The organism is Humiphilus diazotrophicus, from assembly GCF_059726315.1.
The window spans coordinates 240,139-254,914 of sequence record NZ_AP040871.1 but is presented as its reverse complement, the minus strand read 5'-3'; the positions used below and the strand labels follow the sequence as shown (position 1 = coordinate 254,914).

The 14,776-nt window shown below is 55.0% G+C and carries 13 protein-coding genes; 1 reads left to right on the top strand and 12 read right to left on the bottom strand.

The genetic code is table 11. The features are described 5' to 3' along the window. From AC6I7T_RS31090 to AC6I7T_RS31045, 10 genes are all read right to left on the bottom strand, one after another. Positions 1 to 819, bottom strand: coding sequence for a lytic transglycosylase domain-containing protein (locus AC6I7T_RS31090; RefSeq protein ID WP_497795325.1), 819 nt, complete (start codon positions 817 to 819; stop codon positions 1 to 3). Next, positions 812 to 4,117: an efflux RND transporter permease subunit gene (locus AC6I7T_RS31085; protein ID WP_497795323.1), complete on the bottom strand. Its 3,306-nt coding sequence runs from the start codon at positions 4,115 to 4,117 to the stop codon at positions 812 to 814. The genes AC6I7T_RS31090 and AC6I7T_RS31085 overlap by 8 nt, the downstream gene beginning before the upstream one ends. Then, a complete protein-coding gene (locus tag AC6I7T_RS31080) occupies positions 4,114 to 4,608 on the bottom strand; it encodes a hypothetical protein (RefSeq protein WP_497795322.1) in 495 nt (164 codons plus the stop codon). The genes AC6I7T_RS31085 and AC6I7T_RS31080 overlap by 4 nt, the downstream gene beginning before the upstream one ends. Before the next feature lie 11 nt (positions 4,609 to 4,619). After that, a complete protein-coding gene (locus AC6I7T_RS31075) occupies positions 4,620 to 6,083 on the bottom strand; it encodes an efflux RND transporter periplasmic adaptor subunit (RefSeq protein WP_497795320.1) in 1,464 nt (487 codons plus the stop codon). 2 nt (positions 6,084 to 6,085) lie between these two features. Further along, the gene (locus tag AC6I7T_RS31070) at positions 6,086 to 6,466 is read right to left on the bottom strand and encodes a hypothetical protein (RefSeq protein ID WP_497795319.1); all 381 of its coding nucleotides are present in this window, start codon (positions 6,464 to 6,466) and stop codon (positions 6,086 to 6,088) included. Next, positions 6,463 to 7,836, bottom strand: a complete 1,374-nt coding sequence (locus AC6I7T_RS31065; protein ID WP_497795317.1) for a TolC family protein — start codon at positions 7,834 to 7,836, stop codon at positions 6,463 to 6,465. The genes AC6I7T_RS31070 and AC6I7T_RS31065 overlap by 4 nt, the downstream gene beginning before the upstream one ends. Continuing rightward, complete coding sequence (locus AC6I7T_RS31060) at positions 7,833 to 8,621, bottom strand: hypothetical protein (RefSeq protein ID WP_497795316.1); 789 nt, start codon at positions 8,619 to 8,621, stop codon at positions 7,833 to 7,835. Before AC6I7T_RS31060 ends, AC6I7T_RS31065 begins: the two co-directional genes overlap by 4 nt. Positions 8,622 to 8,770: 149 nt before the next feature. After that, on the bottom strand, positions 8,771 to 9,172 hold the full coding sequence (locus AC6I7T_RS31055) for a hypothetical protein (protein ID WP_497795315.1): 402 nt from the start codon (positions 9,170 to 9,172) through the stop codon (positions 8,771 to 8,773). 288 nt (positions 9,173 to 9,460) lie between these two features. Beyond that, positions 9,461 to 9,667, bottom strand: a complete 207-nt coding sequence (locus tag AC6I7T_RS31050; protein WP_497795313.1) for a hypothetical protein — start codon at positions 9,665 to 9,667, stop codon at positions 9,461 to 9,463. 514 nt (positions 9,668 to 10,181) lie between these two features. Beyond that, positions 10,182 to 10,796, bottom strand: coding sequence for an amino acid permease (locus AC6I7T_RS31045; RefSeq protein ID WP_497795312.1), 615 nt, complete (start codon positions 10,794 to 10,796; stop codon positions 10,182 to 10,184). 591 nt (positions 10,797 to 11,387) lie between these two features. Here AC6I7T_RS31045 and AC6I7T_RS31040 point away from each other — a divergent pair. Further along, positions 11,388 to 11,945: a hypothetical protein gene (locus AC6I7T_RS31040; RefSeq protein ID WP_497795311.1), complete on the top strand. Its 558-nt coding sequence runs from the start codon at positions 11,388 to 11,390 to the stop codon at positions 11,943 to 11,945. A gap of 569 nt (positions 11,946 to 12,514) precedes the next feature. Here AC6I7T_RS31040 and tcmP read toward each other — a convergent pair. Both tcmP and AC6I7T_RS31030 read right to left on the bottom strand, forming a co-directional pair. Further along, positions 12,515 to 13,408, bottom strand: a complete 894-nt coding sequence (tcmP, locus tag AC6I7T_RS31035) for a three-Cys-motif partner protein TcmP (protein ID WP_497795309.1) — start codon at positions 13,406 to 13,408, stop codon at positions 12,515 to 12,517. 69 nt (positions 13,409 to 13,477) lie between these two features. After that, a complete protein-coding gene (locus AC6I7T_RS31030; protein WP_497795544.1) occupies positions 13,478 to 14,233 on the bottom strand; it encodes a DUF5131 family protein in 756 nt (251 codons plus the stop codon). Between the last annotated feature and the right edge of the window lie 543 nt (positions 14,234 to 14,776).

The following is a 14,776-nucleotide window of genomic DNA, read 5'->3' as shown; positions in this document are numbered from 1 at the left end:
TTAGCGATTGCTGGAGGCGAAGACGGCTGTTGCACCTGCTTCGTCGTAATGTTCCGCGAGGGATGATGTCGGGGCAAAGGACCGAATTGCCGCCAATACTCTGGGAACATAGTTTCTGGTTTCAAGCGGCAGGGCCCGCAGGTTGGCTAATTGGTAGAAGTCCTGCGAGTGCGCTCGAAGAATCGCAGAGCTGACATTGATCTCCCCTGTGTTGTATGCGGCGAGCGCGAGTTTCCAATCGCCGAATTGCGCGTGCAGGTCGTGAAGATATTGGGCCGCGGCCCCAGTAGCCTTGAAGAGATCGAGGCGCTCATCCTGGTTTTTGTCTACACGCAGTCCGTAGCGCCGAGCCGTATCCGGCATCAGTTGCCAGAGGCCGCGCGCACCTTTGGGAGAAAGTGCGGTAGTGCGTCCTCCGCTCTCGACGAGAACCACGGCAACCAGATCGGTCGGAATTCCGTGATACCGCAGAATGGGCTCGATGGCCGGACGCAACAGATCGACACGCGCCGCCGCAGGGCCTGGACCGCCAGTCCATGAAGGTGTCCGCGGCCCATAGAGAACGGCAAGGTTTGCACTGTGCGTCCTGTCAGACCCCGGCCGATCGTCTGAAGCCGTCGGGGCGGAGGCAAGAAGCGCGTCCGCCGCTCGGATTAGAGAGCCGTCAACTCCCGAAAACGGCTCTTCGCTGCTTGCACTGCCTTGCTGAAGGGGCGGCACTTCCTGGCTCCACAGAAAAACTGGAGTGGCCAAGAGGAGGAGCGCAGCCACGCCCATCCAGCGGATTGACTTGGTTCCGGCGATCGCTAGGTTAGGCATGAGGCGCCTCCGCAAGCTTAGCCGCTTCACGCTTCAGGGCTGGCTTAACCTCCCAGTTCCACTTCCATATCCCGAAGATGGGAGGATAGACGACAAGCTCCATAAAGAACGAAGTAATAATGCCGCCAAGCATAGGAGCTGCGATGCGTTTCATAACATCCGCTCCGGTTCCCGCGGACCACATGATCGGCAACAGTCCGAAGAGCATGCACGATACGGTCATGACCTTGGGGCGCAACCGTTTTACAGCTCCGTGAACGATGGCTTCGCGCAAGTCGTCCCAGGAGCGAATGCCAGTCGTCTTCAGAGCGTCATGGTAGGCGAGGTCGAGGTAAAGAAGCATGAAGACGGCTGTCTCAGCGTCGACTCCGAGCAGAGCGATGAGGCCGACCCAAACGGCAATACTCATGTTGTAGTGCAGCAGGTACAGGAACCAGATTGCGCCGATGGCCGAGAAAGGCACCGCCAGCAGAATGATTATGGTTTTGATCGCCGAACCGGTATTGAAGTAGAGCAACAGGAAGACGATGAAGAGCGTAATCGGAACGACGAATTTCAGGCGCTGCGCGACGCGCTCCATGAATTCATACTGGCCGCTCCAAACAAGCTCGTAACCGGCAGGAACTTTTATCTTATCCGCAACCGCTTTCTTCGCGTCGTACACATAACTGCCAATGTCGCGTCCGGAGACATCGACGTACACATAGCCGCTGAGCCTTCCGTTTTCGTCGCGGATCATGCCCGGACCGGTTTTCATGTGGATGTCCGCAATCTGACCGAGAGGAATTTGTGCTCCCGACGGTGTGGCTACCAGCACGCGTTGAAGAGCTTCGACGTCACTGCGGTAGTCGCGCAGATAGCGGACGTTCACCGAATACCGTTCGCGGCCTTCGACCGTGGTCGAGACCGGCTCGCCACCGACCGCCGACATCAGAACACTTTCGGCATCGTCGATCGTCAGTCCGTAGCGCGCAAGTTCATCGCGTTTCAGATCGAAATCGAGAAAATACCCGCCGCTAGTGCGTTCCGCAAAGACGCTGGTCGTTCCGGGAACATCTTTCAGGGCCGTTTCAATCTGCTCGCCGACCTTCTGAATCTCATCGAGGTTCGCGCCCAGGACCTTGATGCCAAGCGGAGTACGAATGCCTGTGGTAAGCATGTCGGTGCGGGCTTTGATGGGCATGGTCCAGGCATTGGAGATTCCCGGCAGTTGCAGAGTCTCGTTTAACCCACCAGGGCCATAAATCAGCTCCTGCGTTGTGAGATGATCCGGCCAGAACCTTCGCAATACTGGTTGAAGCCAATGGGGAGCTGATTTCGAATACCACCGGTCTACTTTGGGCCACTGATCCTGGGGTTTGAGAACGATGGTGGTTTCCATCATTGAATAGGGAGCCGGATCGGTAGAGCTCTCTGCACGACCCGCCTTGCCCCAGACGCGATCAACCTCCGGGAAGGCGCGAATCATCTTGTCCTGCATCTGCAGCACGCGAGTTGCTTCGGTCACAGAGATGCCGGGCAGTGTCGACGGCATGTAGAGCAGCGTACCTTCATCAAGCGGCGGCATGAACTCCGATCCGAGCTTGAAGTAGACCGGTACGCTGAGCGCCATCACGAGAAGGGCAAATCCGATGGTCATCCACTTGTGATCGAGGACAAACTCGACAACCGGGTGATAGACCTTCATCATCGGCTTACTGATAGGATGGTTCTCCTCGCTGTGGATCTTCCCCACAAAGAGCGCGTTGACGATCTTTGCGAGCCGTTTTGGACGGAAGTTGAAGCCGTCCATCCGCGAGAAGATGAACCGCATGGCCGCCGGCGCCAACGTGATTGCCAGCAGAGCCGCAATCGCCATGGAGAAGTTCTTGGTAAATGCGAGCGGCTTGAACATGCGACCTTCCTGGCCTTCCAGGGTGAAGACTGGAAGGAAGCCAACCGCGATGACCAGCAAGGCAAAGAAGCTGGGACCTCCAACTTCTTTTACGGCCGCGATCACGACAGCGTGCGACGGACCGGGCCGCCCTTCGGCTTCCCAATGTTCGAGCTTTTTGTGAACCTGCTCGACCATGACCACAGATGCATCGACCAGTGCGCCAATGGCGACGGCAATGCCGCCGAGCGACATGATGTTTGCGGTCATCCCCATCCATTGCATCGGAATAAATGCAAGAATGACGGTAACCGGAATAGTGACAATCGGAACGATGGCGCTCCGTATGTCCCACAGAAAGATCATGATCACGATGCTGACAATAACCAGTTCCTCGATCAGCGTGTGCCGGAGGTTATCGATCGCGCGGTCGATCAACTCGGAGCGGTCGTAGGTCGTAACCAATTTGACGCCCGGCGGCAACGTGGATTTGAGGTCGTTCAGTTTCTCCTTCGTGCGCTCGATGACCTTTTGCGCGTTTTCCCCGTAGCGCATAATGACAACGCCGCCGACCGCTTCTCCGTTGCCATCCAGTTCTCCCGAGCCTCTCCTTATGTCCGGGCCGAAGGTTACCGTGGCCACGTCGCGGACGAGTACTGGAGTTCCAGTCTGTGCGTTGTACATGATGACGGTCTTGCCTATGTCGTCGAGGGAGCGGATGTATCCCCGTCCGCGCACCATGTACTCGCGGCCGGTGAATTCGACCAATCGGCTGCCAACGTCGTTATTGGATTTGCCCACCGCATCACTGACCGCGTTGATCGGTATCTTGTAGGCCAGAAGCTTGTTCGGATCGACGTTTACCTGGTATTGGCGGACAAAGCCGCCGACTGGTGCGACTTCGGCAACGCCGGGTACCGTCTGGAGTGCGTAGCGTAAGTACCAATCCTGATAGGAGCGCAGTTCCTCGATACTGTGCTGGCCCGTCGTATCGACGAGCGCGTACTGGTAAACCCAGCCGACAGAGGTTACGTCCTTTGCCAGTTCGACGTTTACGCCTTTGGGAAGCCGCGGAGTGACGGAGTTCAGGTATTCAAGTGTCCTCGACCGTGCCCAGTAAATGTCCGTACCTTCGTCGAAGATGATGTAGATGTAGGAATAGCCGAAGTCGGAGAAGGCACGTATGTCCTTGACCTTTGGCAGGCCGAGCAATGCCGAAGCGATCGGGTACGAGACTTGATCCTCCATGATGTCGGGGCTGCGATCCCACTTGGCATAGACGATTACCTGGGTATCCGACAGATCAGGTATCGCGTCTAGCTTCGTATTCCTCATCGAGTTCCATCCCAGAACGATGGCAACCGCGACGAAGAGGAAGATCAGAAACCTGTTTTTGTCGCTGAAGTCAATAATCTTGTTCATCATTGGAATTTCGCCTCATGCATCAACTGCTCAAAGGCAACAACGGTTCCACCGTTCGCTTGAGTGAACGCATCCGCCTGTTGTCTGTCAGCGAAGGTGAAGATCCCCGGTGAGCAGCGGTCGAAGGCAAGCTCCTGGGTTCCTTTCATTTCGTTCATGCGCATCGCATCGTGGTCGCATGCCATCGAACGGCTCCCTTCCACGTACCACGCACCTTCCGGGGAAATTGCCTTGCCGGTGCTATAGTCGTGCACCGTGATGAGGCGAATTGGCTTCCTCTGCTGGTTCGCTTCCGTAATGGCGCAGCGGGGGCAGCAAACCTGCGTTCTCTTGCCATCGATTTCCGCCGTGACCATCAAGTTGGCGTGAAGTGGCCGGCTGCAATAGCCGCACGCGACCGATTTCGGATGAGTGATAAACCTGAACCAGCCAAAGGCCGCGGCGCCGGCGACAAGGATCAGAATGCCTGCTATGACAATGCGTCGAGTGTTCATGGTGTTCCTCCTCAGTGCTGCATTCCGCTCATCGCGTTCTTGAGCTTGCTTTCGGAGTCGATAAGGAAGTTTCCGGAAACTACAACCGTCTCACCGGCATTCAACCCGGCCAACACCGCTACATTTCCATCAACAACCGGCCCGAGGGTGACCTTTCGAGGCTCAAACATCCCCCCTGGATGCACCACAAAGACCTGCTGTTCCGTTCCGGAATCGAGGACCGCTTCCTGTGGAATGAGAACCTTTGCCCCGTAATCGACCCGCAGTTGCACGTTGGCGAACATCTGCGGCTTCAGATCAAACCTCGGGTTGGGCAGTTGAATGCGCACCTTCACCGTTCTCGTCTGTGAATCGACGGTTGGATAGATGTACGAGATTTTTCCCCTGTACGTCCTGCCCGGGTAATAGCTCAGGGATAGAGATACTTGCTGACCGAGACGCACGAAGGGAACCTCGTATTCGTAGATGTCTGCGTCGGCCCACACCGTCGATAAGTCCGACACCGTGTACAACTCTGTGTCCTGCGTAACCGAGGTTTGGGGAAACACTTTGCGGTCGGTTACGAAACCTGTAATCGGCGAGTAGAAGGTCAGGTCTTTGCTGACCTTCCCTGTTTTGTCGAGTTGCTGGATCTGTTCGTCCGAGATGTCCCACAGCCTCAAACGCTGCCGTGTGGATTGCAGCAGCGATTGTGCGCCCGTCGATACCTCCTGGAAAGGAGCCGACCCGAGAGAGGCATAGCCGCGCTTTGCGATGAGATACTCATCTTCGGCCGAGACCAGATCGGGACTATAAAGCGTGAAGAGCGGTTGTCCCTTCTTGACAAGCTGTCCCACGAAATCGACATACACCTGGTCCACGTAACCCGCAACTTTCACGTGGACGTGGGCGATCTTCGTCTCATCCGCAACGATCTGCGCCGTTGTGCGAATATCCCGAACCAGTGGCCTGCGCTCGACAATTGCCGTGCGCACACCTACCATTACCTGTTTTTCCGGAGATATCGTCACCGTGCCCATCGGCATTTTGGCCATGCTCTCGTCGTCGGCATACTTCGGAACCAATGTCATCCCGCAATCGGGAGCAGTGCCCGGCTTATCTGACTTGTAGGCCGGATGCATCGGATCGTACCAGTAGAGAACTTTTCGCTCGCCGCTCTTCGTAGACATGCCCGGCATGTTGGCCATGTCCGTGGCCGGCTGGTTAGCTGCCTGCACCGGAGCCGGTGTCTGTTCTGCATATTGCGGCAGAAGATCCATCCCGTCCGGAGCCTTACCGGACTTGTTGTAATGGTGCTGCGGATTCATTGCGTCGTACCAATAGAGGACCTTCCGCTCACCGCTTGCGCCTGCGGAACCAACTGCGGCAGTTCCAGAGTGGCCGAAGAACCAGCGATGTGTCGCGGCCATATAGACCACTCCCAGCGCGGCAATGAGCAGAACCACGACAATGAGTTTTTTTGCAGACCGTAACATGACTAAACTCCTCTTCTTTCCGGTGCGGACGCTGCCTGCTTTATGGGCATCCATTTAGAACTTTCAAACTGAGTTTGCGATGGCGCATTGCGGAAGATTGTGATGCCGACGGCAACCAGTGACGCGAAATCATTCTCTGGAACAGGTGCTTCTGTCTCTGCGTTCGGTGCCACAAGACTTACCAGGACATCATTGATGGTGTCCTGAATCCGGTCGCTCTGCTTGTGCCGTTTGCGCGTCGCGAGCGCCACGAGACGGTAGAGTCGATACCGGTTCGGCTGATGAACCTGCACCACAAAAACAAGCTCGGAGCGTGCATATTCGGCCCTGGCTTCCGCCATCTTTCGTCTTGCTTTCGTCGTAGACTGAGTGGCCATCATCATTTTGCCTCCTGCGCAGTCTGAGAAACGGCTGCAGCCGGCCCAGCGCTCGAAGCTTCGCTGATTGCGGTTCCGGTTAGGCTCTCCATCCGCGCGATAGCGGTCTGAGAATCGGCAAGCTGGCGATAGTAGTCGGTCTCGTAATTGAGCAGGGTGGTGAAGTTCGCGAGCAGCGACAGGAAGTCGACCTTCCCGACCTGGTAGGATGCCATCGAGGACTCAAGCGCGAGGGAAGACTGAGGAACAATGCCTTTCGAGTAAAGGCTCACCAGCCGTTCCGAGGCCTGCGCGGCGAGGTATTGTTGCTTCAACTCAAAGCGCACTTCGTTCAAGCGGTTGTCACGCATCTTTTCCGCACTTATCAAGTCCTCGGCGGCCTCCGCCACTCCCTGGCGTTGCTTCGACCTGTAGAAGACGGGGATATTGACGCTGAATGTGACTCCGTTCATGTCCGGCTGCGCCGTGCGCTGCTGATACATGTAACTGACCCCGAAGTCAGGCCTGTACTGCTTTTCGGCCAACGCAACACCCAGGCGGCCCCGGTCGATCATTCGCCGATTGCGCAGGACTGCGGTATCGTTGTCGGCCGCGAGACCGTAGAGTTCATCCAGCGAGTATCGAATCTTCGCCGGCTGTATTTCTGCGGCGGGAGGCAGCGGCGACTCAGGTGCCCTGAGGAGGTAGGCATTGATCCTTGCCTGCGCCGTGGCCTTTTGTTGTTCCAGCAGCGTCAGTTTTTCGATCAACAGGGAAACCTCCACTTGCGAGCGCAGTAAGTCCTGCTGCATCGCTTTGCCCACGCGATACTGCGCCTCGGCGATCTTCGAAAGCTTTTCGAGAAGCTCTTTGTTCCTGGTCGTTGTCTGTATCGCTTTATCGAAGTAGAAGTAGTTGTAAAAGGCCGCCTTGACCTCGGCCGTCACGCGGCGGCGCACCGCCTCGTAGTCGGTTTGCGCCGCATCTGCTTCCTTGCTGGCGATGGCTCCCTGCAATTTCAGCTTGCCGGGGTACGGGAATTGTTCGGAAACGGTAACGCCGCGATAGCTTGATGCGTCGCCCGACATGATGCTGAAAGGGGTGATATTGCCGGCCCAGCCGACGCCAACCACCGGATCAGGTAAAGTCTTCACTTGCGGTACTCGCCGCCTAAGACCGTTGACCGTGTGCAGAGCGCTTTGCGCCTCCGGACTCTTTTCGAGAGCCTCCCGGACCACATCGTCGAGCGACAATACTTGTTGTGTGCTCGATTGATCCGCCGCCGGGCCTTTAAGGCCAAGTGCCGAGTTCGCTGTCCCTTGGGACCACAGACTTAAAGGGGCGAGCGCGAGCGAAACCAACCAAAGCCCGATACGAAATGTGCCGAATCTCTTCATTTTTGAGCTCCCGCTCCGCTGTCCGCTGGTGTGCTCAGAGCATGGGTATCGATTCCCTGGATTGGTTCGGTTGTATGGCGCCGATCCAGTGTGTCGACCAGGCGGTAATAGGTTGACTGAGGCAGGGCCTCTTTCAGGTCGAAGGTGTATGTGTCGCGGTATCCGAACACAAGCAGGTGATAGGGATCGACAGCGGATAGAGTTTGGAGATCCGTCCAGCGCCAGCTGCGGCTGTCACCGGGGACAGCGGTCACATAGTCGATGCCGCTATCGCGGAGCCGCAAAATGCCATTTGTGCCGCCCCTGACGGTCCGATGATGAGCGGGGATTGCGATACCCTGTGCCGATGGATCGGGTACGGAGTTTTGCGATGGGCGTTGAACAGCCTTGGCCAGCTTAGTCGCAACCTTAGGAGGAACAGTCTCGGTTACATCGAATCTGTAGCGTTCGACTCCCGGCAGATGCTTCTTTCTGTTCTGGTAGGTTTCGATGACCAGAGTGTGTGGCGAGAGAAAGAAGGACTGCACTTCCAGATAATGCAATCTCGTCGTCTGCTTCCCCGAACGGAATTCAATTCCAGTGGCGTCGATGCTGAGATCGCCCTTCTCCCTTCCCACGATGTGGCGCAGCTTAGCGGTCGAGTGCCAGCCGATGCTTGATTGTTCGGTGTCAGCCTGGCTGAGATCTTGTGCAAGGCTGACGCCTGCGCCCTGAAGAGAGAACCACAGGCCGGCGGAAAATACCAGACCAGACAATACGCACCGCTTGAAACGATTTCGATTCATGACGGATCTAACTCCTGCAACTCAGATTGAAACGTAATAAGGGGAGAGTCTTCGCCGACTCAAAGCGACAGAGTTCTCCTGTCGTGGACAGGCTAACGCGCAATGAGATCAGCAGTACACACGGAAAAAGTGGTAGCTGAAAGAGAAGATCAGATTTGGAAAGTGCAAAGAACAGACTGAGAGTGTCTGTTCAACTCGCGATCGGGCGGAGCATAGTATTCTTCCGGCCGAAACTCGACGATGGATGCAATGCTGGCAAACGTATCGTCCACGAGCATCATTTCGTGCGATCCCTCTGGCGCCGATGCAACCGCCGCCAAGGAAGGCCCGCTTGGCGATATCTGGCAGTTGCACTGATTAACACTGCCGGATTGAGTGAGGGATTGAACGCTGCTCACTGCCTTGGCGATGGTCATGTGGCAATCCGGTGCGCAGCACGCGGAAGACTTTGCCGGGGTCTGGCACAGGGTCGACGACGCGAACAGAGGCAAAGGCCCGGCTCCCAAAGCTACAAGGAGCAGCGTCGTCACGATTTTGGAGAAGAATCTCATGCCAGTGTACCGAGTTTGCCAATCCTTTCCGGGTCAGTATGTGATTTAGATCACATACTGGACCTTTGTTTTTCGAATCCGTGAACTCCGGAAGCATTTATTCGCAGATCAAAGTGCTTTGCATCGAAAATTCCTGCAACATTTTGATATTGCTGCCTATTCCATTGCCCGGCAATGAGGGCTGGAGGGATGCGGGCCACGCCCTGAGAATTGAGGCAATCCAGCGCCATAGTATGTTGAGGCGTGGTGCCCGTTTCTCTCGCTGCATAATCCGCGACCCTCTGCGCGCTACACTGTCACTCCCATTTCGCGCGCCAACTCTTGCTGCTCCTGTTGTTCGTCCGCAATCGCCTTCTCCGTTCTCTGGAGCGTCTTGACAAGAAGTTTCTTGTCGAGGATCTGTCCAGAATTCTTCGCAATTTCGGAGAGTGCTGTGGCCATATCTTTGTTGACGCTGTCGGCGATGACGTTGTCCGGCGGTGCGATGATAGTCATTCGGCTGCCCACGTCCCATTGAAAAGCACGTGCGATGCCAAACCTATGCTCCTGCAAGAAGGCATACCAATTTGACAACCTCAACGCGCAAAATGCAGTCCAGGACACGTTTTGATAGGCATTTGAGAGATCGTCTTTCCACTCTGCGACTTCTACGCCCTCGTTTCATACCCCGCCTGATTGCCTGATTTCGTCCATCAGTTGGAGCATTTGGCACAGAGGAACCATTACCGAGCGTATTATTCGAACCTCTGGATGGTGAGTACACACTCATCTAGCGCTGAAGGTGGGCTACACGCAGAATGTCGGTCAGAATTGGTTCGCGCTTCACAAAGTGCTGATGAAGCAGTCGCGACGCTCCCACGAAGCGCGCTCGCGTTTCATCAGCGATCTTCTTGAGAGTCGCATAAACTGCCGAGGCGCCAAATCGGTGCCTTTCCGGAGATGCTGGATGCTTGAAGAGGAACCAACCACCCACCACCCAAAAAGATGGCAACGATCGCAAGCTTGACAATCACGATAGCGGAGTTGAAGTTAGCTGACTCCTTGATGCCGTAATCACCAGAATCGCCAACATCGCAATCAGGATGAACGTTCCGGTGGCATGCTGCAGTCCCGCGGTACTCACACCGGGCGGCAGCCACTGATGCTGATAGAAAACCAGCCGCGTTCCCGTAGTGGCGGTTAATTGCGGGGGAATGTATATCCCATACTGCTGCAGAAGGCTGTTGAAATATCCCGACCATCCCGAGGCGACTGTCGCCGCGCTAAACGCGTACTCGAGTACCAGATCCCAGCCGATGATCCATGCCACCAACGCTCCGAGCGTCGCATATCCGTAGGTGTACGCCGAACCCGCAATCGGAATGATCGACGCAAACTCCGCGTAGCACAGTCCGGCAAACGCGCAGGTGATGCTGGCCAGTACAAAGCTTAGCGCTACCGCAGGTCCCGCATAAAGCGCCGCGGCTTGCCCTGTGAGCACGAAGATGCCCGCTCCGATTACGGCACCGATGCCCAGAGTGATCAGATTCAGTGCTCCCAGCGACCACTTGAGAGTATGGGTACCCTCTTCACTCGCTTCGGCTGAAAGCAATGACATGGGCTTAACACGAAATAGACTAGACATAGACGAGGGGAAGCCTCCTCAGCATCAAACAACCCCAATTGAGCTTATTGTTCTGTCCTCGGTTCAGCGACCAGTTGGACCAAGCGTTGCGGTTCGGAAAGGCTCAGGAACTGCCTCTTTCCCAATGACTCTCTTTTGCTATCTCCCTCGTACTTTCCAAGTCCATAAAAGCATGTGCAGTGCCAAATCTTCTCCTCCGCTAGAGACCTCGCGAACTTATATAAGCGAGAAGCACGATGTGAGCTCCCAGTTTGGTTTTGGCAATGATCGAGATATCGTCCTTTCGCGGATGTGAAACGCAGACAATCATTGCGAAGCACGCCATGCTGCCTCATATCGTCCACCGACTGACGCATTTGGCACATGGGGAACGCCTTCAGACTTTCGGGCTGTAAAGTACGGCCTCATTTATCGGCATCGCGCAAGGTTGCAAATGGTGCGACACGTGCAGCTACGTTGAAGGTTTGAAAAAGGAGATTGGTCTATATGAGCTGTAGCACCACGGCACAACCTGATTGCCTAAGATGCGGTTCGCCGAAGGATAAAATCGGCCGATGTCACAGCGACCGACGGAACTCAGTAAAATTTTGGGTGCTCGACGCTGTATTTGGAACGTTCCTTGGCGTCCTGGTTATCGAATTCCACGAATACTTGATTCCAGACAAGTGGGCCCTCTGGTGGTCGTTCCTGGCCTCAATGTCGCTTGTGATGGTTCTTCAATCCCTCCTGTCGTACTTCATTGGCAACCTGATTGGCTCCATGGAGGCGATGATCCCCGGCGGCTTTATTGGAATGGGAGCGATGATCGTGGCTTACCTGCCGGTGCCAAATCGATACCTGATGGTTGCCTTAAACGAACAGAAATGCTTCGACGAGCGCAGGACGTTCTCTCTCGGCATTCAGGAGCATTTCCTCCAGGGTATCGACCGCCTGATAGGGAACGAGATGAATGCCAATGTCGTACGGCAGGCAAATCTCCTAGAGAGAGGGCCGCAATTGGCTGTCGAAGCGACGGATGGCTTTCAGTTCTGCCGCATCCAACAGCTTCTTCGAAACACGAATGAGCCGCTTGTCTGCATCCACGTCGATATTAGCGGAGCTGATCTTGCGGCTGTCGCCGATCACTCCGAACTGAACTTTGAGACATAGAGTGGTCTGGCTGAGATCGCGATCAGGCACAACAATCCTGTCTGCCAATAGAGTTGCCATGACTTGTTCTCTCTTTCCGTGCGCATGGAGCACACAAGGATTCTTAAAGGCATGCACACGAATTGAAATCATGGCAGGCCATTTGTCGTATCAAGGGATTTATCTAGGAATGGCTGCAAGAATCCGGAAGCAGAAGTTAGGAAAAGAGATACTTTGAATGAGTTCTCAAAGAGTGGTCAGATACCTATAGCAATGCACTCCATGATGGCGACAAGTTGTGCAAAAACTGCAAGGACATGCTTGCGTTGCATCCCGTGGCCTCAACCACAGGCGCTCTGCCGTACCCAGACGCACCAGATCTCCTCGAACCGGACTTATGAACAATTGAGTTTCGACAATAGGTCCCTGAAGGCTAGCCGACTTATCGGAACTCATATTGAGATGTCGGGGCAACGAAGTTCACTGACTTTCGGGGGATTGCACGAGACTGTGACCGCAGCCTCTCTTCAACACTTCAGTTGGCTTCTTACGGCCCCTCACCTGGATTCTCCCGGCTTTTTCCCACTCGGTCAGCCACTCACGCAAATCCGTTTGGTAGACGGCTGGGAACTGAAGTGCTTCCGCCCAGCAGTCATCGTACGAGAGCGCGCCCGAGACGGATAGAAGATCCCAGACACGCTTCTTGGCGCGCACACGGTTATCTTCAGCGAGCTGCTGATACTTTCTCTCTCGATACAACACTGGAGCGCCAAATAGCTCGAAGTTCCCAGTCTTCTCTTGGCGCTGTCCACACTCTTGAAGACCTCGACGCTTTTTGGATGACGCGTGGCGTAAATGAGGTAAAAGTTGAAAGCATCGGAATCGGGTTTCATGACTGGCAAAGCGCACACGTAGGAAAATCCTCCTACGCACTTAATTAGGTCGCAATACTTCCGCACCACTGCGAATTCGAGTTCGGTTCCGGATAAGCTCCGCAATTCCGGGAAATCCTCACCAAGGAGGTCACTCAGGTCCGTAGCGGTGTTGTTCACGAATCGCGTGATGAATGAGGACATGAGGTTGATAGCGACCTCGCCAGGCTTCAACTTCAAGAGGGGAGAAATCTGTGAAATCCCTGCAAGCTTCCATCCCGTCGGGTCTATCAGGATGAATGGAAAGGTCCGCCGCATCGAACAATAACTAACAATCTCATCGATGTGTTCGGCGAAATCCCAGTTTTCGGCACGTATCTTGATATCTGGGGAGTTCTGTCTCTTCGCGAAGGCGTCCAGTTGGCGGAAGGGCTTTGGATCCTTTTCGATAAAAAGCAATTCAATCGAAGGAACCCTGCTTCGGTTCGATAGCTCCGCGCGAATTGCCTTTAGCACTTCGAATGCAATACCGAACGAAGTGTCTTGATATTCGCTGTCTCTTGAGTTCCACGGACCGGCGCAGCAGTCGACATACTTGATATCGTAAGCCAAGCCGATCCTAGAATTCGGGCTGCGGTCTCAAGGTAGAGCCGAATAGCATAATGCTTGATTTCGGACTGTTCACGATCTTGATAATCCGATTCCGTCATGCTCGCCAGTGGAACCTGCAGACATTTGAATCACAATGGGCAATTCGTCATAGGTAACGCCATCGAGGGACCTACCGGTTTCGCTCTTTCGCACTCCACCCCATTGTTTGAAAAAGAAGGGCACCTCGAATTGGCGACATTGCAGTTCCAATGATCGCACCCATTCGGGCCGCATGGGGCCAGCACCGGTACCGCTCTCACCACCCACGATCATCCAATGTATGTCGCGGAGGTTGAGAGTGCCTAGATCCTCCAGGAGAGGTTCGACAGACAGGAACCTCACCGCGACGTGTGCTTTCCGTAACTGTGCGATGCGGGGAACACCGTGTTTCCGGTTCTCGACGCTCGTCTCCCACCAGATGTGTTCATGTTTCGCCGCGAAGGAGAGCTGCGAGTTCAAGAGCTTGGCCATACGATCAGGTCGCTTCGTAAGCACTTGGTAGGTGTGCCAATCGGCTTGGAGCATGACCTCACAAACCTTCACAATGAAGTCATCTGGCACTTCCGGATGAAATAGATCACTCATCGAGTTAACAAAAATCTTGCGAGGCTTCTTCCACTTCAGAGGATCACCGAGCTTCTCGGGAACGAGCCGCAGATCGAAACCTTGCTCATAGGGATGGCCGGGAACACCGCGAAATCGCTCAGCGAACGTCTTCGTATAACAGTGCTTACATCCGGGGCTGATCTTCGTGCAGCCACGCACTGGATTCCAAGATTGGGACAGCTGACGTACTCATTACTATCGAGTGCCGCAAGAGGCACACTAAGCAGGACGTGACATGGATAGAACAACTCGCGGCTAAACGAGACGCCATCGGAGCTTCCTGAACCATCGCCGTTAGCACCCAGGACTTCACTGCAGGCGCTGAATTGGTGGCGCGTCGCCACAGCATCCTGCTGCGACGGCTTTCGGATATCTCGATTGACGAGATCAACCGGCTGATCCGCGTGGAGTTCGTCTGGTTTACGCACAAACGAGTCGCTCTGTCATCCGTAGGTCTGCGCTTTGCACGATCGCAAGGTACGAACTTATAGAATCGGAAGTGCGAAAAGCAACATTTAGACTCCGTTCTATGCTGATCAGAAGCCGCTATGTTGTCGAAGGATTGTGCTCCTTGAATGCTGTGATCCTTTAGGTCCGGATCATACCAAATGGAGGATGTCGGCAACTGTGCCATCACCTCGGCGAGTTTGCCGGGTTTCAACGCACGATACCAGTCAAATCGTCGGACGAACGAATCACACCTCCATCGAACAAAATCTTGAC

Excerpts from the sequence above, each read along its gene's own strand:
- AC6I7T_RS31085 (WP_497795323.1), bottom strand. The coding sequence starts at position 4,117 with ATGATGAACAAGATTATTGACTTCAGCGACAAAAACAGGTTTCTGATC.
- AC6I7T_RS31090 (WP_497795325.1), bottom strand. The coding sequence starts at position 819 with ATGCCTAACCTAGCGATCGCCGGAACCAAGTCAATCCGCTGGATGGGC.
- AC6I7T_RS31065 (WP_497795317.1), bottom strand. The coding sequence starts at position 7,836 with ATGAAGAGATTCGGCACATTTCGTATCGGGCTTTGGTTGGTTTCGCTC.
- AC6I7T_RS31045 (WP_497795312.1), bottom strand. The coding sequence starts at position 10,796 with ATGTCTAGTCTATTTCGTGTTAAGCCCATGTCATTGCTTTCAGCCGAA.
- AC6I7T_RS31075 (WP_497795320.1), bottom strand. The coding sequence starts at position 6,083 with ATGTTACGGTCTGCAAAAAAACTCATTGTCGTGGTTCTGCTCATTGCC.
- AC6I7T_RS31070 (WP_497795319.1), bottom strand. The coding sequence starts at position 6,466 with ATGATGATGGCCACTCAGTCTACGACGAAAGCAAGACGAAAGATGGCG.
- AC6I7T_RS31080 (WP_497795322.1), bottom strand. The coding sequence starts at position 4,608 with ATGAACACTCGACGCATTGTCATAGCAGGCATTCTGATCCTTGTCGCC.
- AC6I7T_RS31050 (WP_497795313.1), bottom strand. The coding sequence starts at position 9,667 with ATGACTATCATCGCACCGCCGGACAACGTCATCGCCGACAGCGTCAAC.
- AC6I7T_RS31055 (WP_497795315.1), bottom strand. The coding sequence starts at position 9,172 with ATGAGATTCTTCTCCAAAATCGTGACGACGCTGCTCCTTGTAGCTTTG.
- AC6I7T_RS31060 (WP_497795316.1), bottom strand. The coding sequence starts at position 8,621 with ATGAATCGAAATCGTTTCAAGCGGTGCGTATTGTCTGGTCTGGTATTT.